The organism is Mesorhizobium sp. M0029 (genome assembly GCF_040323735.1).
Taxonomy (GTDB): domain Bacteria; phylum Pseudomonadota; class Alphaproteobacteria; order Rhizobiales; family Rhizobiaceae; genus Mesorhizobium.
In genome coordinates this window covers 343,972-363,417 of the sequence record NZ_JAMYVF010000001.1, presented here as the reverse complement: position 1 = coordinate 363,417, position 19,446 = coordinate 343,972, and the positions used below count along the sequence as shown (strand labels likewise).

The 19,446-nt window shown below is 62.2% G+C and carries 19 protein-coding genes; 10 read left to right on the top strand and 9 right to left on the bottom strand.

Annotated elements, in window-relative coordinates:
* The first annotated feature begins 115 nt into the window (after nucleotides 1-115).
* On the top strand, nucleotides 116-1,030 hold the full coding sequence (locus tag NKJ76_RS01740) for an alpha/beta fold hydrolase (protein WP_352536638.1): 915 nt from the start codon (nucleotides 116-118) through the stop codon (nucleotides 1,028-1,030).
* A 98-nt stretch (nucleotides 1,031-1,128) separates the two neighbouring features.
* On the opposite strand, the gene NKJ76_RS01735 is transcribed toward NKJ76_RS01740, so the two are convergent.
* Complete coding sequence (locus NKJ76_RS01735) at nucleotides 1,129-1,971, bottom strand: alpha/beta fold hydrolase (protein WP_352536637.1); 843 nt, start codon at nucleotides 1,969-1,971, stop codon at nucleotides 1,129-1,131.
* Nucleotides 1,972-2,120: 149 nt separating this feature from the next.
* Between NKJ76_RS01735 and NKJ76_RS01730 the strand changes: the two genes are divergently transcribed.
* Entirely contained in the window at nucleotides 2,121-2,552 is a 432-nt protein-coding gene (locus NKJ76_RS01730) for a MarR family winged helix-turn-helix transcriptional regulator (RefSeq protein WP_023670043.1), read from the top strand.
* Between the two features lie 22 nt (nucleotides 2,553-2,574).
* On the opposite strand, the gene NKJ76_RS01725 is transcribed toward NKJ76_RS01730, so the two are convergent.
* The 4 genes from NKJ76_RS01725 to NKJ76_RS01710 all read right to left on the bottom strand — a co-directional run bounded on the left by NKJ76_RS01725 (nucleotide 2,575) and on the right by NKJ76_RS01710 (nucleotide 8,011).
* The gene (locus NKJ76_RS01725) at nucleotides 2,575-3,336 is read right to left on the bottom strand and encodes a glutamine amidotransferase (protein ID WP_023695801.1); all 762 of its coding nucleotides are present in this window, start codon (nucleotides 3,334-3,336) and stop codon (nucleotides 2,575-2,577) included.
* Nucleotides 3,337-3,415: 79 nt separating this feature from the next.
* Nucleotides 3,416-4,417, bottom strand: a complete 1,002-nt coding sequence (locus NKJ76_RS01720) for a rhamnose ABC transporter substrate-binding protein (RefSeq protein WP_023701576.1) — start codon at nucleotides 4,415-4,417, stop codon at nucleotides 3,416-3,418.
* Nucleotides 4,418-4,463: 46 nt separating this feature from the next.
* Nucleotides 4,464-5,453, bottom strand: a complete 990-nt coding sequence (locus NKJ76_RS01715) for an ABC transporter permease (RefSeq protein WP_352536636.1) — start codon at nucleotides 5,451-5,453, stop codon at nucleotides 4,464-4,466.
* On the bottom strand, nucleotides 5,450-8,011 hold the full coding sequence (locus tag NKJ76_RS01710) for an ATP-binding cassette domain-containing protein (protein ID WP_352536635.1): 2,562 nt from the start codon (nucleotides 8,009-8,011) through the stop codon (nucleotides 5,450-5,452). Before NKJ76_RS01710 ends, NKJ76_RS01715 begins: the two co-directional genes overlap by 4 nt.
* A 239-nt stretch (nucleotides 8,012-8,250) precedes the next feature.
* Here NKJ76_RS01710 and NKJ76_RS01705 point away from each other — a divergent pair, with 239 nt between their 5' ends.
* From NKJ76_RS01705 to NKJ76_RS01685, 5 genes are all read left to right on the top strand, one after another.
* The gene (locus tag NKJ76_RS01705) at nucleotides 8,251-9,483 is read left to right on the top strand and encodes an ROK family transcriptional regulator (protein ID WP_352536634.1); all 1,233 of its coding nucleotides are present in this window, start codon (nucleotides 8,251-8,253) and stop codon (nucleotides 9,481-9,483) included.
* Between the two features lie 260 nt (nucleotides 9,484-9,743).
* The gene (locus tag NKJ76_RS01700; protein ID WP_023670037.1) at nucleotides 9,744-10,388 is read left to right on the top strand and encodes a 50S ribosomal protein L25/general stress protein Ctc; all 645 of its coding nucleotides are present in this window, start codon (nucleotides 9,744-9,746) and stop codon (nucleotides 10,386-10,388) included.
* A gap of 21 nt (nucleotides 10,389-10,409) precedes the next feature.
* On the top strand, nucleotides 10,410-11,150 hold the full coding sequence (gene pth, locus NKJ76_RS01695) for an aminoacyl-tRNA hydrolase (RefSeq protein ID WP_023670036.1): 741 nt from the start codon (nucleotides 10,410-10,412) through the stop codon (nucleotides 11,148-11,150).
* A gap of 97 nt (nucleotides 11,151-11,247) precedes the next feature.
* Nucleotides 11,248-12,351 carry a redox-regulated ATPase YchF gene (ychF, locus tag NKJ76_RS01690; RefSeq protein ID WP_352536633.1) on the top strand — a complete coding sequence of 368 codons (1,104 nt, stop codon included), beginning with the start codon at nucleotides 11,248-11,250 and terminating at the stop codon, nucleotides 12,349-12,351.
* Between the two features lie 239 nt (nucleotides 12,352-12,590).
* On the top strand, nucleotides 12,591-13,517 hold the full coding sequence (locus tag NKJ76_RS01685; protein ID WP_084627161.1) for a three-Cys-motif partner protein TcmP: 927 nt from the start codon (nucleotides 12,591-12,593) through the stop codon (nucleotides 13,515-13,517).
* Here the strand turns inward: NKJ76_RS01685 and NKJ76_RS01680 are convergent.
* Nucleotides 13,472-14,224, bottom strand: coding sequence for a DUF5131 family protein (locus NKJ76_RS01680; RefSeq protein ID WP_023683701.1), 753 nt, complete (start codon nucleotides 14,222-14,224; stop codon nucleotides 13,472-13,474). The genes NKJ76_RS01685 and NKJ76_RS01680 overlap by 46 nt on opposite strands.
* A gap of 340 nt (nucleotides 14,225-14,564) precedes the next feature.
* Between NKJ76_RS01680 and corA the strand changes: the two genes are divergently transcribed.
* The 3 genes from corA (at nucleotide 14,565) to NKJ76_RS01665 (ending at nucleotide 16,540) form a co-directional block, all read left to right on the top strand.
* On the top strand, nucleotides 14,565-15,539 hold the full coding sequence (gene corA, locus NKJ76_RS01675; protein WP_352536632.1) for a magnesium/cobalt transporter CorA: 975 nt from the start codon (nucleotides 14,565-14,567) through the stop codon (nucleotides 15,537-15,539).
* Nucleotides 15,540-15,617: 78 nt separating this feature from the next.
* Nucleotides 15,618-16,079 (top strand): MaoC family dehydratase, encoded by a 462-nt coding sequence (locus NKJ76_RS01670; protein WP_023670033.1) that lies wholly within the window; start codon nucleotides 15,618-15,620, stop codon nucleotides 16,077-16,079.
* Nucleotides 16,076-16,540: a MaoC family dehydratase gene (locus tag NKJ76_RS01665; protein ID WP_023733357.1), complete on the top strand. Its 465-nt coding sequence runs from the start codon at nucleotides 16,076-16,078 to the stop codon at nucleotides 16,538-16,540. The genes NKJ76_RS01670 and NKJ76_RS01665 overlap by 4 nt, the downstream gene beginning before the upstream one ends.
* 129 nt (nucleotides 16,541-16,669) lie before the next feature.
* On the opposite strand, the gene NKJ76_RS01660 is transcribed toward NKJ76_RS01665, so the two are convergent.
* The 3 genes from NKJ76_RS01660 to NKJ76_RS01650 form a co-directional block, all read right to left on the bottom strand.
* Nucleotides 16,670-17,215 (bottom strand): adenine phosphoribosyltransferase, encoded by a 546-nt coding sequence (locus NKJ76_RS01660; protein ID WP_013529989.1) that lies wholly within the window; start codon nucleotides 17,213-17,215, stop codon nucleotides 16,670-16,672.
* Between the two features lie 9 nt (nucleotides 17,216-17,224).
* Complete coding sequence (locus tag NKJ76_RS01655; RefSeq protein ID WP_352536631.1) at nucleotides 17,225-18,370, bottom strand: alpha-hydroxy acid oxidase; 1,146 nt, start codon at nucleotides 18,368-18,370, stop codon at nucleotides 17,225-17,227.
* A 188-nt stretch (nucleotides 18,371-18,558) separates the two neighbouring features.
* Nucleotides 18,559-19,431: a cytochrome c1 gene (locus NKJ76_RS01650; RefSeq protein ID WP_023670029.1), complete on the bottom strand. Its 873-nt coding sequence runs from the start codon at nucleotides 19,429-19,431 to the stop codon at nucleotides 18,559-18,561.
* Nucleotides 19,432-19,446 lie beyond the last annotated feature (15 nt).

Genomic DNA, 19,446 nt, shown 5'->3' with positions numbered 1-19,446 from the left:
CAGGGCGCGGCGTTGCTGCGCCCTCTGTGATTCTTTCACCATGCGCTGGTTGAAAAGCCTGCTAGAGATAGTCATCAACGAAGGCTTGGGGCCTTCGACGTCTCTGGGGGATGACATGCGCAAGATCGTATTGGCCGTATTGGGTGTGCTTCTTGTTACCTTGCCGGCGACGGCACGCATCGTTCCCTTTCCGCCGGGTTTCAAGACGCAGTCCGTCGAAACCAACGGCACCAAACTCTATGTGCGCGTTGGCGGCAAGGGTCCCGCCGTCGTGCTGCTGCACGGCTTTGCCGATACCGGAGACATGTGGGGCGCCGCGGCCATCGCCCTCGCAAAGGACCACACCGTCATCGTGCCGGACCTGCGCGGCATGGGTCTGTCGGCCCACCCGGAAGCGGGCTACGCCAAGAAGAATCAGGCCGTCGACATCGCCGGCGTGTTGGATGCCCTGAAGATCGACAAGGCAGATCTCGTCACCCACGACATCGGCAACATGGTCGGCTATGCGCTTGCCGCGCAATATCCCAAGCGCATCACCAAATGGGTCATCATCGACGCGCCGCTGCCCGGCATAGGCGACTGGGAAAAGATCAAGCAAAGCCCACTGCTTTGGCACTTCAACTTCCGCGGCCCGGATATGGAGCGGCTGGTCGCAGGGCGCGAGCGCATCTATCTCGATCGCTTCTACAACGAACTGTCGGCTGACCCCAAGAAGATCGACGAGGCCACGCGCAAGCACTACGCCAAGCTCTATGCCCGTCCGCATGCGATGCATGATGCTTTCGAGCAGTTCAAAGCCTTCGACCAGGATGCGATCGACAACCAGGCAATGCTCGCCGCCGGCGGCAAACTGACCATGCCGGTACTGGCTGTCGGCGGTGAAAAATCCGCTGGCACTACGCAAGCCGATCTCCTGCGGCTTGTTGCGACCGATGTCACGGGCGGCATCGTGCCCGCTTCCGGACACTGGATCATGGAGGAAAACCCCGAGGACACCGTCAAACTGATCACTGGTTTTGTCGATAAATAGGCACTGTCCCGCTGACATTTCGACGAAAGCAAATGCACCCGCCCGGCGGCGGGTGCCTTGCCTATCCAACTGGACGATGTCTATTCAACTGAACGATTCTACGCCTTGAAGAACGCCAGCAGGTCGGCATTGATCACATCGGCGTGGGTGGTCGCCATGCCGTGCGGAAAACCCTTGTAGACCTTGAGCTCGCCCTTTTTGAGCAGCTTGACAGCCAGCAGCGCGGAGTCGGCGATCGGAACGATCTGGTCGTCGTCGCCATGCATCACCAGCACCGGCACGTCGATGGCCTTCAGATCGTCGGTGAAGTCGGTTTCCGAGAACGCCTTGATGCAATCGTAATGCGCCTTGGTGCCGCCCATCATGCCCTGGCGCCACCAATTCTCGACGACAGCCTGCGACACCTGTGCGCCGGGGCGGTTGAAGCCGTAGAACGGGCCGGCCGCGACGTCGTGGAAAAACTGGGCGCGGTTGGCTGCCTGGGCGGAGCGGAAACCGTCGAAAACCTCGATCGGCAGGCCGCCGGGATTGGCCGCCGTCTTCAGCATGATCGGCGGCACCGCGCCGAGCAATGCGGCCTTGGCGACACGGCCGCCGGAGCCGTACTTCGCGACATAGCGGGCCACTTCGCCGCCACCGGTAGAATGGCCGACATGGATCGCGTCTCTGAGCTCGAGATGCGCCGCAAGTTCCGCGACATCGGCGGCATACGTATCCATCTCGTTGCCGGTATCGGTCTGGGTCGAGCGGCCATGGCCGCGCCGGTCATGGGCAATGACGCGATAGCCCTTGGAAAGGAAGAACAGCATCTGGGCGTCCCAGTCGTCGCTGCTCAGCGGCCAGCCGTGATGGAAGACGATGGGTTGTCCCGTTCCCCAATCCTTGTAGAAAATTTCGGTGCCGTCCTTGGTGGTGATCGTGCTGCTGCCGGGCTTGGTCATCTCGCTCTCCATTGATTGCTTCCGCGATAATAAATATCGCGATAACCATAAGATTAGCGCAGGTCCAAATCCTTGTCTACAGAAAAATATATCGCGATATCATTTTTCGTGGTACATATTGATGTGCTCAGTCGGCAAAGGAATGCCTCGTGCCTCTCCCGTTGGACAACCAGCTCTGCTTCACGCTTTACGCCACCAGCATGGCAATCAACCGCACCTACAAGCCCATGCTGGACGAGATGGGCATCACCTATCCGCAATATCTCGTGCTGAACGCACTTGCCGAAGCCGGCGGGATGTCGGTCGGCTCGATTGCGCACAGGCTCGCTTTGGAATCGAGCACCATCACCCCGCTGGTGAAGCGCATGGAACAGGCCGGTCTCGTCACCCGCCAGCGCAGCCAGACGGACGAGCGCCAAGTGCAGGTCGACCTGACGCCTGCCGGCCGCGCGCTGCTCGTCCAGTGCAACTGCCTCAACGAAACCCTGATCGAACGCTCGGGCATGACGATGGCTGATCTCGATGCCTTGAATCGGCGGATCCAGGCGCTGCGCGAAGCGTTGAGCAGCAAGCCGGACTAGCTGCCCTACAAACACGCCAGGCTTAATCCTTGCCGGCCAGCCAGCGCACGACGTTGCCCATCAGCTTGCCGTAGAGCGGCCATCCCAAAAAGTCCTGCGACAGCCAGTGTGGGCCGATGTCGGTCGCCCACGCGACGGTGCGGCCACGGCCATGCTCACGAACCGCAAGCAGCGGCCAGTCCGTGCCGCGATAATGGCAGGTCGCCAGAAGCTGGGACGAGCCATCGCGCCTGAAATCGAGTTTGTTCATGCCGAGGATCGGCGGCAACGGACCCGCGACACCGGCAAGGATCGGATGCGACGCCTGAAGGATCGACGGCTGCAGGCCTTGCGGCACTTCCAGCCCGTCCGAGAATGGCAGGCAGCGCACGGGCAGCACGTCCTCGACCGGGGTGTCGTGGAAACGCGCCGTGCCGAACATGCCTTGGAACCCCATATAGCCGCCGGCCAGCATCAGCCCGCCGCCGCCTTCGACATAGGCCTTGAGGACGTCGAGGCGGTTGACGCCGATGCGCCCGGCGCGGGCCTCCGGCGTGACCAGCAAGGTCAGCGCGCCGACATCGGAGATCACCACCGCCTGGTATTCGGCCAGCGCGTCGAGGTCATACGGAAATTCGGCCGCACAGCGATCGCCACCGATCTGCGTCACCGCTATGCCCTCTGCGGCAAGGGCGGCATTGAAGGCCGTCGCGCCATTCACCCATGTCGCACTTGTCAGAACGTCGCCGCCGGCAGCGACCGACGTCGTCGCCGCGAAGGTCTCGCCTGCCAGCAAGAGTTTCATCGTCGCCCTCACGCTTTTCGACTGACAATTGAACGAGCGGGCGCCGGCTTGAACCGGCGCCCGCCGGGCCTTGGGAGGCTTAGAACTTAAACTCGGCCAGGTTTTCCGGCGTCACGATCTTGGCCGGGCCAAGGATCAGTTCGCCGCTGGCGCCGATCGTGTATTCGCCGAGCCTGCCCGCCGTGAACTTCTCACCTTCCTTGCCGGTGATCTTGCACTGCGCCAGCGCCTGGGCCGCCTGATAGGTCAGGTAGCCGAGATCGGTGACATTCCACCAGATATCCTGGGCAGCGCCATCCTTGATGTATTTCGAAATCAAAGTGGCCGGCGCAAGGCCGGTCAGCTTGACCTTGCCGATCATGCCGGCTTCCTCGAGTGCGCGCGCGGCCGCCGGAAGGCCAATGCCTGCCGGCACGATGATCACCTTGAGATCCGGAAACGCCTGCACCAGCGCCAAGGCCTGCTGCTGGTTGACCTGCTCGCTCTCCTCGCCATAGGCGACCTGCACCAGTTTCATCTTGGCGTATTTCGGCTCTGCCGCCATCTTCGCCTTCATGAAGTCGATCCAGGCGTTCTGGTTGGTCGCCGTCGGCGTCGACGACAGGATGGCGAACTCGCCTTCGCCGCCGCTGAGGTTGAATGCGCTTTCCAGCATCATTTCGGCCAGACTGTCGCCCTTCACCTGGTTCACGAACACCGCGCGCGCATCGGCCGCGACGTCGGAATCGTACGAGATCACCCGGACGCCTTGCTGAACGGCGCGCTTCAGCGCAGGCGCAACCGCATTGGCGTCGTTGCCGGCGATAGCGATGACCCCGACCTTCTGCGACACAAGGCTGTTGATGAATTCGATCTGTGCCTCGGCCGTCGCTTGCGAAGGGGCAACCTGGGTGGCGGTGCCGCCAATTTCCTTCGCAGCCTCCTCGGCGCCGCCGAAAGCCACCTTGAAGTAGGGATCGGTGTCGAGCTTGGGCAGGAAGCCGACGGTCACCGGTTCCTTGGCGCATTCCTGGCTGTAGGCCAGCGAGGCCGGCGCAAGCAGAACCGCGGATGCGAGCAGGGCTATTCTAAACGCTTTCATTGTGTCTCCTCCGTCAGAATTCGGGCTTGAAGAAAGGGGCCCGAGATCACCCCTTGGTTTCGCGCAGGACGCGCGATCTTGACAGCCGCTCCTCCAGGGAGCGCCAGTAATTGCCGACCAGCAGCGAGCCGATCAGAAGCAGGCCGATGATCATGCCTTGAGCATCGCCGCCGATCTGGTTGAGCGCCAGCACATTTCGGATGATGGCGATCAACAGCAGCGCCAGCATGACCCCCGTGAGCCGCCCCTTACCACCGAAGACGCTGACGCCGCCGAGCAGCACGATGGTGATGACATCGAGCTCCATGCCGAGCGCATTGTTGGCGCGGGCGTTGGAGAGGCGCGCGGTATAGACGATGCCGGCGATGGCTGCGACCATGCCCGAAACGACGAACAGCTTCAGCACCATTTTGCGCGTATCGATGCCGGAAAAACGCGCCACTTCGGGGCTGCCGCCGAGCGCATAGATGCGCTTGCCGGTCGGCGTCTTCTGCAGCACCACCGCGAAGATCGGCGCCAGCAGCAGGAACGGCACGATGGTCCACGGGATTTGTGTGCCCGGCAGATTGCTGATGCCGAAATCGACGACCGCCGGCGGCAATATGTTGACCGAACCGGTGCCGAGCAGGATGTAGCCAATGCCCCGATAGAGCGCCATGGTGCCGAGCGTCACCACCAGCGACTGCAGCCCCAGCCCTGAAACCAGATAGCCATTGAAGGCGCCGAGCAGGCCGCCGAAGACCAGCGTCAGCGGAATGGCCGCGAGCGTCGGCACGCCGCCCTGGACGAGCAGGCCAAACACCACGGATGTCAGCGCCAGCACAGAGGCGATCGACAGGTCGATCTCGCGGGTGATGATGAGCAGCGTCATCGGCAGGATCAGCAACGCCTTTTCCGAGGCGCTCGCCGCCAGTTGAGAAAGGTTAAAGCCGGAAACGAAATTCGGCACGAAGACCGCCGCATAGACGAAGACAGCGAGGCAGGCGGTCGCCAGCAGCAGATCCCAGAAGTCGATCGAGCGGATAAACTTTCTCATCTCGCCCTCGCCTGTCTTGCCTGTTCGGCACGCCGCGCGATGAAGGTGTCGATGCCGATGGCAACCAGGATCACCAGGCCATAGACGCCCTGCAGCCAGAGCGGGTCGACACGCACCAGCGTCAGCCCGTTCTTGATGACCAAGAGCGTGAGCGCGCCAAGGATGATGCCGAGCAGCGTGCCCGAGCCGCCGCGGATGGCGACGCCGCCGACCACGGCGGAGGCGATCACGGTGAGCTCGAAGCCGAGCGCGACGCGGGCATCGATGGTGGCGTAACGCGATGCCCACAGCGCCCCGCACAGGCCGCCAAGCAGGCCGGCCATGCCGAAGGCCAGCAGGATGCGCCGGTCGATCGGAATGCCGATCAGCCGTGCGCCGTCCGGGTTGGAGCCGGTGGCAAACAGCTCGCGTCCGGTTGCGGTGCGATAGAGCAGCACATAGCCGGCGCACAGGATGACAATAGCGATGACGACGATCAGCGGCACGCCGGCGATCTTCAGCCCGGTCATGTCGAGCCAGGCTTGCGTGACTTCGTCGGCGCTGACCTGGTCGCCCGCCGCCCAGATCGAGTTGAAGCCGCGGAAGATCGACATCGAAGCCAGCGTAACGACGATGGCCGGGATCTTTCCCCTGGTAACGACAAGGCCGTTGAGCAGTCCGGCAAAGCCGCCGACCGCGCAGGCGGTGATCAGGCCGATGCCGATGTCCAATCCGGGATAGGCCTGAACCATGCTGGCCGCCATATAGGCGGAGAGGCCGATCACAGCTGCGATCGACAGGTCGATGTTGCGGGTGATCAGCACCAGCATCTGCGCCAGTGCGGCGACAATCAGCAAGGCCGCGTCCATCGACACAGCGGTGAGGTTCGCCGCGCTCACCATGCGCGGGTTGATGATGGTGACCGGAATGGCGACGGCGAGCATCGCCGCAAGCAGGCCGAATTCCCGCCGCTTCAGAAAATCGAACGGTCCTTTTGCCTTTTCCTCCTCGGCGGCGCGTTCTATCTGCGCTGCCTGGCCGGCACGTTCATCGGTCCTGGTCGCCGCTTCCAGTACCTTTTCCTGCGTGGCTTGCCCGCGCGAAAACTCGGCAGTCTGGCGGCCTTCGCGCAACACGATAATGCGGTCGCACATGCCGATCAGCTCGGGCATCTCTGACGAGATCAGCAGGATCGCCATGCCTTGCGCGGCAAGGTCAGCGATCATTGCATGCACTTCCGCCTTGGTACCGACATCGATGCCTTGCGTCGGCTCGTCGAGGATGAGCACGCGCGGCTCGGTGCGCAGCCATTTGGCCAGCACCACCTTCTGCTGGTTGCCGCCGGATAACTCTTTCACCGGCTGCCCGTAGCCGGAAAAGCGCAGCTTCATGCGCTTCAGCCAGTCCGCCACCAGACCGATGGCGCGGTCGGTGCCGTAGAGACCGCGTTGTGCGGCCTTGTCGAGAACAGGTAGCACCGCATTGTCGAGGATGGAGAAATCCATCACCAGGCTCTGGCCCATGCGATCTTCCGACACATAGGCGATGCGCGCATCCATGGCGTCGCGCGCCGAGGCGAACTGCACGGGCTTGCCGTCGATCAGGATTTCGCCGGCGTCGGGCCGGTCGATACCGAACAGCACGCGCGCAATCTCGGTGCGTCCGCTGCCGACCAGGCCGCCAAGCCCCAGCACCTCGCCGGCGTGAAGCTTGAGGTCGATACCGGCAAACCCGCCGGCGCGCGAAAGTCCCTTCGCCTCCAGCACCAGCGCGCCTGAGGCATGGCGCCGTTCGGGATAGAGGTCGGTGACTTCACGCCCGACCATCATGCTGATGGCGGCAGCACGGCCAAGCTCGGCCTTCGGCTTGACGCCGATCAGGCGCCCGTCGCGCAGCACCGCGATGCGGTCGGCGATGCGGAAGATCTCGTCCATACGGTGGCCGACGAACATCATCGCCACGCCGTGCAGCCTGAGATCGGCAACGACGGAAAACAGCCGCTCGACCTCGCGCTGCGACAGCGCCGCCGTCGGTTCGTCCATGATCAGCACGCGGGCATCCAGCGACAGCGCGCGGGCGATCTCGACCAGTTGTTGTTCAGAGGTACGCAGTGTTCCCAGCCGCGTTGCCGCCGGCACGTCGAGCCCGACGGTAGCCAGCACCTTGCGGGCGCCGGCCAGCATGGCGGCATTGTCGATGCCGCCAAAGCGGTCGCGCGGCATGTGGCCGAGATAGATGTTCTCCGCCACCGACAGATCGGGAAACAGGCCAGGATGCTGGTGCATGACCGCAATGCCGGCCGCCTGCGCGTCATGCGGCGAATGGAAGACGGCTGATTTGCCGTCAACCTCGACATGACCGCTGGTGGGAGAATGCACACCGGCGAGAAGCTTCACGCAGGTGCTCTTGCCGGCGCCGTTTTCGCCAAGCAGCGCCAGCACCTCGCCGGAGTGCAATTCGAAGGAGGCGTCCTTGAGCGCAATCGTGCCGCCGAAAGCCTTCGTCGCCTGAACCAGGGCAACAGGAACAGCCCGCACCACCGCAGCGTCGGCTTCGCTTTGTGTGCCCGAGTGCAGCACGTCTCCTCCCTGACCGTTATTTTTTCAATTTGCTATATTAAATAGCGCAAAGGCGCAACGGCAAAATTGACTTCCATGGTTCCGACGCGCACTGTCGCCGCCAACATAGGCACCGCAGGGTGCGCTCGGCCGCAGGTGGTTTGCGGGCTTCGCGCCGGGAACGGGACATTTGGGGAGTGCGGGTTTTGTCAGGGAAAGGCAGCAATTCTGTCAAAGTTCGGCACTATAATGAGCGTTTCGTGCTCGACGCCATCCGTCGCCTCAAGGAAGCCTCCAAGTCCGATCTGGCGCGCGCGGCAAGCCTGACGCCGGCGGCCGTCGCTGCCATCGTCGACGGCCTGGAATCTTCCGGATTCGTAAAGCAAGTGGGAAAAAGGTTCGGGCAGCGCGGTTCGCCCTCCACGCTGTACCGGCTGACGCCGGAGCGCATCTACAGCGTCGGTATCAAGATCGGCCGGCGTGCGCTTGAAGCCGTTCTGGTCGACTTCGCCGGTGAAATCCGCGCAAGAGAGTCGCACGAATACCGCTTCCCCGATCCTGATTTGGTGCTGAAGGCCGGCAACATGGCGCTGGCCACCTTCGAAAAGCTGGTGGATGGGCTTGGCGATGCCAGCATCGTCGGCGTCGGCATTGCCTCACCCTATTTCCTCGGCGGCTGGAGCGAGGAACTCGGCTTTCCCGACGATCTCGGCAGCCGCTGGGAGGCGATCGACCTGACGACATGCTTTGCCACGCCGGCGAAGACGCCGGTGTTCGTGGAAAACGACGCCACGTCGGCGGCGCTGGCCGAACTTGTCCAGGGCGCCGGCGCCCGCTTCCGCGATTTCATGCACATCTCGATCGACACTTTTGTCGGCGGCGGCCTGGTGCAAGGCGGCAGGGTCCACACCGGGCCGCATGGCAACAGCGCTGCCCTCGGACCCTTGCCGGTCTCGCCCTCAAGCCTCGATTCGGTGGCGGCGAAGCCTGCGCGCTACCAGAGCCTGCTGCATCGCGCCTCGATCTATGTGCTGGTCAATCACCTGAGGTCGCGCGGCGTGGTGATTAATCGTGTGCGGGAACTCGATCCGTTGCCAGCCGAAGCGCGCGTGCCGCTGTTCGAATGGATCGACGATTGTGCGAGCGCGCTGGTCGAGGCGATCATCGCCATCACCTCCATCATCGACATCGAGGCCATCGTTCTCGACTCGATCCTGCCCAGGCCGATCCATCTCGAACTGCTGGCAAGGGTGCAGGCCCAGTTCAACCAGGCCAGCGCCATCGGCATCGTGGCGCCGGAGATCGTGCCGGGGCAATTCGGCCCCGAAGCGTCCTCGATCGGCGCCGCCATGCTGCCGTTCTCGGCGCTGCTGGCGCCCGACAGCGGCGTGCTGATGATCGGCAAGGACCGGACTAAACTGCTGAGCGCGCTGTCCACGCTGGGTGGCGCCAAGGGAAACGGATCAAATCCGCCCGCCGACCTGCCGGCCTGAGCGCAATGCGGCGCCCAACGCAGGATCGGGCGCCCTTGCCCGCCATGGCTTGCACCCTTTCCCGCCTTCCGCTATAGAGCCGCCACCCGCGTAGACACCCTTGGAGGCAACGCGGCGGAAGGCTGCCTTCCCTTGTGATCCCGAACAAAGCTCCGCGTATGCGGTTCTGGCATTCGGACATCCAGGCCTGGCGGCTTTCGACGTTTACGGTCCAGGCACACTGCCACCGCAAACGCTCCATAAACGCGAAAGGAAATGCCATGAGCCACGATACTTACGAGCTCAAGGCCGAAGCGCGCGAACAGGTCGGTAAGGGGTCCGCCCGTGCAGTTCGCCGCAACGGTAAAGTGCCTGCAGTTATCTACGGCGACAGACAGCCTCCCCTGGCGATTGCGCTGAACTACAAGGACGTCTTCTACAAAATCCATGGCGGCGGATTTTTGACCACGATCGCCACGATCGATGTCGACGGCAAGAAAATCCAGGTTCTGCCCAAGGATTTCCAGCTCGACCCGGTCAAGGATTTCCCGGTCCATGTCGACTTCCTGCGCATCGGCAAGGACACCGAGGTCAACGTCGACGTGCCTGTCCACTTCATCAATGAAGACAAGTCGCCCGGCATCAAGCGCGGCGGCGTGCTCAACATCGTGCGTCACGAAGTCGAGTTCCACTGCCCGGCCAATGCGATCCCGGAATTCATCACCGTCGATCTCACCGGCGCCGACATTGGCGATTCGATCCACATCTCGGCGGTTACCTTGCCGGCCGGCGTCAAGCCGGTGATCTCCGACCGCGACTTCACCATCGCGACCATTGCCGGCTCCTCGGCGATGAAGCCGGAGACGGAAGAGACGGTGGAAGCGGCAGCCCCCGAAGCGGCGGCCCCTGCTGCCGAAGAGAAGTAATTTTCGAGCCCGGAGCAGACGATGCTTGTTTTTGCAGGCCTCGGCAATCCGGGCGCGAAATACGCTGATAACCGGCACAATGTCGGCTTCATGGCGGCGGACGCAATTGCCCGCCGCCATTCGTTTTCGCCCTGGTCGAAGAAGTTCCAGGGCCTGATCGCCGAAGGCACGATTGCCGGCGAGAAGATTCTGCTGATCAAGCCGCAGACCTTCATGAACCTGTCGGGACAGGCGGTCGGCGAAGCCTTGCGCTTCTACAAGCTCGGCCCCGAGGCGCTGACCGTCTTCTATGACGAGATCGACCTGCCCGCCGGCAAATTGCGGGTCAAGGTCGGTGGCGGCGCCGGCGGCCACAACGGCATCCGCTCGCTCGACCAGCATGTCGGCAAGAATTTTCGCCGCGTGCGCATCGGCGTCGGCCACCCCGGTGTCCCGGAAATGGTGCACGGCCATGTCCTAGGCGACTTCGCCAAGGCCGACCGCGGGTGGCTGGACGTGCTGCTCGACACCATCGCCGACGATGCCGGACTGCTGGCCAAGGGCGAAGACAGTTCCTTCATGAACCGCATCACGCTGGCGCTTCGCGACAAGCTCGTGCCGACCAGCGACGACGACCGCCCGCCGCCCAAGGCGCCGAACACGCAGAGCCCGAAAGCCCAGAGCCACATCCGCCAGGCCCGACCGCAGCAGGCGCCAGCCAAGCTGCCGGAAAGCGGCCCGATGGCGGCGATGTTGAAGAAGCTGTTCGGCAAGAAGGACTGAGCTTCGATAGGATCGGGACCGCAGGGCTTGACGTTCCTTACCCCTATCGCCCATAGCCCTCATCAAATTTCTAGTTTCCCGATAGGACCGGACGAACATGGGTTTCAAATGCGGTATCGTTGGCTTGCCCAACGTCGGCAAGTCGACGCTTTTCAACGCGTTGACCAGGACGGCGGCGGCGCAGGCCGCCAACTATCCGTTCTGCACCATCGAACCGAACACCGGCGAGGTGGCAGTGCCTGACCCGCGGCTGCAGAAGATCGCCGCGATCGCCAAGTCGACAGAGATCATCCCGACCCGCATCTCCTTCGTCGACATTGCCGGCCTGGTGCGCGGCGCCTCCAAGGGCGAAGGGCTGGGCAACCAGTTCCTCGCCAACATCCGCGAGGTCGACGCCATCGTCCACGTGCTGCGCTGCTTCGAGGATGACGACATCACCCATGTCGAGGGCAAGATCGACCCTGTCGCCGACGCCGATACGGTCGAGACCGAGCTGATGCTCGCCGACCTCGACAGCCTCGAGCGCCGCATCGTGCAGTTCCGCAAGCGCGCCGGCAGCAAGGACAAGGAAGCAACCACCGTGCTGCCGATGATGGAGGCAGCGCTCGAGCTGCTGCAGGCCGGCAAGCCGGCCCGCATCCTGCTCAAGGGCATTTCAGCCGAGGATTTGCGCATCCTGCAGGGGCTGAACCTGTTGACCTCGCACCCCGTGCTCTATGTCTGCAACGTCGCCGAAGCCGACGCCGCCACCGGCAACGAGCACACCAAGGCCGTGGAAAAGATGGCGACAGCGCAGGGCGCCGGCACCGTCGTAATCTCGGCCGCGATCGAGGCCGAAGTCGCCCAGCTCTCGGACGAAGAAGAGATGGAGTTCCTGTCGTCGCTCGGTCTCGACGAACCCGGCCTCAACAAGGTCATCCGCGCCGGCTATGATCTGTTGCATCTCATCACCTATTTCACCGCCGGGCCGAAAGAGACGCGCGCCTGGACCATCCACAAGGGCGACAAGGCCCCGCAGGCCGCCGGCGTCATCCACACCGACTTCGAGCGCGGCTTCATCCGCGCCCAGACCATCGCCTATAACGACTACGTCACGCTGGGCGGCGAAGTGGCGGCCAAGGAGGCCGGCAAGGCGCGCGACGAAGGCAAGGAATATGTCGTCCAGGACGGCGACGTGCTGCTGTTCAAGTTCAACACCTGATTTGATGGAAATCGCGTCACCCATGGGGCGCGGCCATGTAGGCGAAGGCAGGCGCCTACACCCGCAGTGGGCACGAGATTGCAGGATGGCATCCCCGATACTGTAAAGCGCACCGATACGGCGGTCGATATCTGGGTAGACGAAATCATTCAGCCTCTATGCGCAATAAATACACCCCTATGACATAGTTCCTCCTAGACACTCCACTCATTCTGCGTATCGATGTACGAGGGTGGAGGATGACGACGATGGTAACACACGTCTTTGGGGGGCCAGACACCCCTAAAAAGCTCCGTTGCTTACAGGAATATCTCCAAGCCTTCGCTATCGCTTTGCGCGATCAGGATTTCGCTTGCGTTTACATCGACGCTTTTGCCGGCTCGGGGACCCGTACAGAAGTCCGCCCCGGTCTTCCTCTCTTCGGTTCAGAAATGGCAGAACCAGAAGAAGTAACCACACGGGGATCAGCCAGGATTGCAATCGAGGTCGACCCGCCGATGCATTCTATCGTGCTGATCGAACAAGATAATTCCCGTTTTGCGCAGCTCGAGGAGCTGATCTCTGAGTATCCCGATCGCAAGATAATTGCTCGAAACGGGGATGCTAACGATCTTGTCCAGCGCCTTTGCAAGCGCACAAATTGGCGCGGACCGGAGACTGTCGGCCGTGGAATTCGTGGCGTTGTCTTTCTCGATCCCTACGGCATGGAGGTTTCCTGGAACACGGTAAAGGCCATCGCAGCAACAGAAGCCTTAGACTGTTGGTATTTCTTTCCGTTATCAGGTCTCTACCGAAATGCTCCCCATGACCCAGCAAAGCTCGATCCGAGCAAGCAGGCAAGCCTGGATCGCGTTCTAGGAGCAACCGATTGGCGGGAGCGTTGGTATGGTCACGAAGGTGCGCGCCAAGACCTATTCGAAACGAACGGGCAAGCAGTTCGACGAGCGGATGTGAACGCTATCGAATCCTACGTGAAGGAGCGCCTGCGCACAGTATTCAAAGGGGCTGTTTTGGACCCAGTTCGCCTTCATCACAAAGGCGGCGCGCCACTGGCTTCACTTTTTTTCGCTGTGTCAAACACTAGTCCGGCCGCAGTCGCACTAGCGACAAAGATGGCCTCTCATATTCTCAAATCGGGAAGATCGTCCCAAAGCCGGTCACGATAGGTGCGGCCTGTCACCTTCTTGTTCTTGCCGCCCCACTGTTTGAAGAAGAACGCTGTGTCCGCATCGGTGCATTGGTCGAAAATCTCGTCCACCCATCGGGTGTCTAGCGGCCTAGCCTGCGGTCCGCTTTCGCCTCCGACGATTGCCCAGTGAATGCTTTTAAGATTGGCGCCGGCGACAGAGCCGATCAGGGGTTCGAATGAAACAAATCTCACGGCCGCAGGAACCGCCCGGAGTTCATCCAGCCTGTACAGCACACGACTATCTTCGACACTGGTGCCGAGCCAGACGTTCGGAAGCACATTAAACTCGGGGGAGGAAAGTACCTCCGACATCCTATCGGGCCGCTTTGTCAGAATTTGATAAGTGTGGCGAGGCGTAGCTGCCATGACCTGCCATATCTCAGCGATGAAGGCCGTTGGCACTTCCGCATGGAAGAGATCCGACATTGAGTTTACGAAGACACGCTTGGGTTTCTTCCATTCTTGCGGAACAGAAAGCGATGCGTGATCGAGCTTAATCTTGCCTGTCCATTTCGCTTTGCCGCCGGTTTTGCGTGTCACCCCCGCATACTTGTCGACTCCCATGGCCTCCAGCCGAGCAGCCATCCTCATCGCGTAGCAATTTGTACATCCGGCAGTGAGGATGGTGCAGCCGGCGACCGGGTTCCAGGTCGCATCTGTCCATTCGATTGATGTTTCGGCCATCAAATCACCTTCCGTGTTGATGGAAGAGTGGCATAGACATTGTAAACGTCACTCTAAGAAATACTCTAGGAATTTGTTCACAACGAGGCTTTTGGGTCGGCTGTACCACGACGAGCTTGGGGGAGATAGACCACGTCCAACAGCGGCAACGGTATCAGCCCCTCGACAAGGGTTTTCAAGCGGCCGGAGCCCGTCCTGCCATTCGGTCGCCTGTCTTGATTTTGTCACCTCACAAGTCTAAGCGGCGGGCGCACGGTCGGCTCACGCGGCGAAGAGCCGTGCAATCCGACACGACGCGTCAATCTGAACGCACCCTTTAATCCGCCAAGGGAGACCGACGATGATCAAGGCCTTCGTCGTCGACAATGATCGCCTGCGCCTCGCCGACGATCTCGTGGCCAATGGCGATCAGGTCGTCTGGGCCGACCTTCTCAACCCGACCAAGGAAGAGGAAGCAACGATCGAGACCTGGCTCGGCGTTGCCATCCCGACGCGCGAGGAGATGGAGGAGATCGAGATTTCGAGCCGCCTCTACATCGAGGACGGCGCCTATTTCATGACCGCCACCCTGCCGGCGCAGACCGAAATCGATGATCCCTTGATGTCGCCGGTTACCTTTGTGCTTGCCGGCCCGAGACTGGTCACCATCCGCTATCATGAGCCGAAGGCGTTCAAGACCTTTCCGCTGCGCGCCGAGAAGGTGGCGACCGGCTGCACCACCGGCAACACCATCCTGATCGGCCTGCTGGAGGCGATCGTCGACCGGCTGGCCGACATTCTCGAACGCGCCGGCCGCGACATCGAGACGATCTCGCGCGATATCTTCGAAGCGCGCTCGACCAAGGTGAACAAGCGCAACCGCGATTTCCAGGAACTGCTCAAGGCCATCGGCCGCAAGGAGGACATCGCCTCCTCGATCCGCGACAGCCTGATCTCGCTGCAGCGCCTCACTGGCTTCCTCGCCCATGTCGCGACCCAGATCAAGATGAGCAAGGACATCCGCGCCCGCATCAAGACCGTGTCGCGCGACGTGCTGTCGCTCGCCGACCACGCCACCTTCCTGTCGCAGAAGATCTCGTTCCTGCTCGACGCCACGCTGGGCATGATCTCGATCGAGCAGAACGCCATCATCAAGATCTTCTCGGTCGCCGCCGTCATCTTCCTGCCGCCGACGCTGGTGGCTTCGATCTACGGCATGAATTTCGACGTCATCCCGGAGCTGAAATGGGAGCTCGGCTATCCCTTCGCCATCGCCCTGATGATCCTGTCGGCGATCCTGCCGTTCTGGTATTTCCGCCGCCGCGGCTGGTTGTAGGCCCAATAGAATTCGCTTGACCAAACGCCGCCCGGACGGCATCCGGATGCCCGGTGATCGTACAACCGGATTGGGATCATGACCGCAAAAAGCTGGGCCTACGAGGATTTCACCGAGGGCGCATCGATCGACCTCGGCGCCAAGCAGGTGAGTGCGGCCGAAATCATCGAATTCGCCACCGAATTCGACCCGCAGCCGATGCATCTCGACGAAGCCGCCGGCAAGGCCAGCATCCTTGGCGGCTTGGCCGCCTCCGGCTGGCACACCTGCGCGATCTTCATGCGCATGCTGTGCGACGCCTTCCTGCTCGACTCGACCGCGCAAGGCGCGCCCGGCATCGACCAGGTCAAATGGAAGAAGCCGGTGCTGGCCGGCGACACACTGGCCGGCAGCACCAGCGTGCTTGCCAGGCGCCTGTCGAAATCCAGGCCTCAGCTCGGCCTCGTCACCTTGCGCAGCGAACTGTTCAACCAGCGCGGTGAAAGCGTCTTCGAACTTGAGAACACTGTCATGTTCTTGACCCGCGAGGCCGGCGCATGAGCCTCGACGCGTTCTTCCGCATCGGCGATACAATCAACCTCGGTTCGCACACATTCGAAGCCGAGGCGATCAAGGCGTTCGCCTGCAAATACGATCCACAGGTCTTTCATGTCGACGAGGAGGCGGCGAAGAAAAGCGTGTTCGGCCGCCTCTGCGCCTCAGGCTGGCACACCGCGGCCACCTGGATGAAGCTCAATCTCAAAAATCCTATGGACGCTTCTCAATGGACCGGACCCGGCCCGGTACCAGAATTCGGCCCCTCCCCCGGCTTCAGGAACCTGAAATGGCCAAAGCCGGTCTATGCCGGCGAAACCGTCACCTTCATGCGCACGGCCCTGTCCCACCGCCCGCTTGCCACCCGCCCCGGCTGGCGCCTGCTGGCGCTGCGCTCGGAAGGTTCCGATTCGGCAGGCGACAAGGTGCTGGAGTTCGACAGCGCCGTGCTGGTGAAGGCTGGGTAGGGCTAGGGTTTAGGCAGTAGGGATTAGGCAGCAGTGGGTGCTGCGCCTTGCACGGAATGCGGAGCTTCCCTCCCTACTCCCTACTCCCTACTCCCTACTCCCTACTCCCTACTCCCTACTCCCTACTCCCTAATGCCCCTCAAACCCGATCAACGTCCGCACCGGCACGCCCAGCGCTTCGAGCTTCGCCCGTCCGCCGAGATCCGGCAGGTCGATGACGAAGCACGCGGCAAGAATATCGGCGCCGATCTGCCTCAGCAGCTTGACCGCCGCCTCCGCCGTGCCGCCGGTCGCGATCAGGTCGTCCACCAGGATCACCTTCTCGCCCGGCGCAACGCCGTCCTTGTGCATCTCCATCTCGTCCAGCCCGTATTCCAGGCTGTAGGCGACGCGTACCGTCTCGTAAGGCAGCTTGCCCTTCTTGCGGATCGGCACGAAACCGGCCGAAAGCTGGTGCGCGACCGCACCGCCGAGGATGAAGCCGCGTGCCTCGATGCCGGCGATCTTGTCGATCTTCTGGCCGGCATAGGGATGCACAAGCTCGTCGATGGCGCGGCGGAAGGCGCGCGCATTGCCGAGCAAAGTGGTGATGTCGCGAAACAGGATGCCGGGCTTGGGGTAGTCCGGAATGGTGCGGATCGCGGCGAGCAGCGTGTCTTCGAGCGAGGATTTCATGGGTCGAGATTACCTGAAACGGAGGTTGTTGCGCGACAATTGTTCGATCGAACTGCAGCCCATCAGCTTCATGCCGCGCTCGATCTCGATCCGCATCTGCTCCAGCGCCCGCTCGACGCCCGGCTGTCCGGCCGCCGCTAGCGGGAACAGATAATAGCGGCCGACGCCAACAGCCTTGGCGCCGAGCGACAGCGCCTTCAGCACATGGGTGCCGCGCTGCACGCCGCCATCCATGATGATGTCTATTCTGTCGCCGACGGCATCGACGATCTCGGCCAGCTGGTCGAACGCCGCCCGCGAGCCGTCCAGCTGCCGGCCACCATGGTTGGACAGCACAATGCCGCTGCAGCCGATCTCGACGGCGCGCTTGGCATCCTCCACCGACATGACGCCCTTGAGACAGAACGGACCTCCCCACAGTCTGACCATCTCGGCAACATCGTCCCATGTCATCGACGGATCGAGCATCTCCGTGAAGTAGCGGCTGATCGACATCGTGCCGCCGCCCATGTCGACATGCTCGTCGAGTTGCGGCAGCTTGAAACCCTCATGGGTGAAATAGTTGATCGCCCAGCCCGGCTTCAGCGCGAACTGCAGCATGCCGGCAAGGTTGAGCTTGAAGGGGATGGCAAAGCCGGTGCGCTTGTCGCGCTCGCGGTTGCCTCCGGTGATGCTGTCGACGGTCAGCATCATCACTTCGACTCCAACCGCTTTCGCCCGCTGCATCATCGCCCGGTTGAGGCCGCGATCCCGGTGGAAATAGAACTGGTAGACCTGCGGGCTGCTGCTGATCTTGCGCGCTTCCTCAAGACTGACGGTGCCGAGCGAGGACACGCCAAACATAGTGCCGAATTTGGCCGAAGCCTTGGCCACCGCGCGCTCGCCTTGATGATGGAACAGCCGCTGCAAGGCGGTCGGCGAGCAATAGACGGGCATGGCCAGCTTCTGGCCCATCACCGTCACCGACATGTCGATCTCGCTTACCCCGCGCAGCACGTTGGGAACGAGGTCGCAGCGCTCGAAGCTCTCGGTGTTGCGGCGATAGGTGACCTCGTCGTCGGCCGCGCCATCGATGTAGTTGAAGATTGGCCCCGGCAACCGCCGCTGGGCCATGCGCCGGAAATCGGAAAAGTTGTGACAGTCGCGTAGCCGCATCATCGATCCCAAATGCCCCTCTAGCCGGCTATCCGCCGGGCGCGCGTGCAATACCAATCGCATGGCGCCGTGCCAACGGACTTTCTCACTGGACGGCTGGCTGCGCCAAGATGCGAACCATGTCCGGTTTGGCAAGCAAAAAGGGCGTCCGAAGACGCCCTTTCCATTTCCGAGGAATAAGACGCGGCTTAGTGGGCCACGCCTTCCCACACCTTGCGCTTGGTCAGATACATCAGCGCCCCGAACAGAAGCAGAAACACCAGCACGCGGAAGCCGGTCTTCTTGCGGTCTTCCATATGCGGCTCGGCCGCCCACATCAGGAACGCCGAGACGTCGCGCGAATACTGGTCGATCGTCTGCGGCGAACCGTCATCGTAGGTGACCTGGCCGTCGGAGAGCGGCTTGGGCATCTTCAGCGACACGCCGGACATGAAGTATGGATTGTAGTGGGTGCCTTCGGGGATCACCATGCCGGCAGGTGGCGTCTCGTCGTAGCCTGTCAGCAGAGAATGGATGTAGTCCGGGCCGCCCTGCGCATATTGCGTGAAGATGTCGAAGACGAAACGCGGGAAGCCGCGCTCGACGCCGCGCGCCTTGGCCAGCAGCGACATATCCGGTGGGGCAGCGCCGCCGTTGGAAGCGGCAGCCGCCTCCTCATTGGCGAACGGCGCCGGGAAATGGTCGGACGGCTTGCCCGGGCGGTCGAACATGTCGCCGGCATCGTTGGGTCCATCATGGATGGTGTACTCAGCCGACAGCGACTTGATCTGCGCTTCCGAATAGCCGAGGTCCTCTAGCGTGCGGAACGCCACCAAATTCATCGAGTGGCAGGCCGAGCAGACTTCCTTGTAGACCTTCAAGCCACGCTGCAGCTGCGCCTTGTCGTAGGTGCCGAACGGACCGGCAAAAGTCCAGTCCATCTCCTTCGGCTCGTGGATCGGGAAATGCGTCGGTGCCGCCGCGTTGTGCGCCTCTTCAGCGGCGATCGCCACACTGCCGACGGCTCCGATGCCAGCGGCAAACACGCCTAGCAGGGCGAGCGAGGTGAGAATCTTTTTCATGCCAAATCCCCTTAG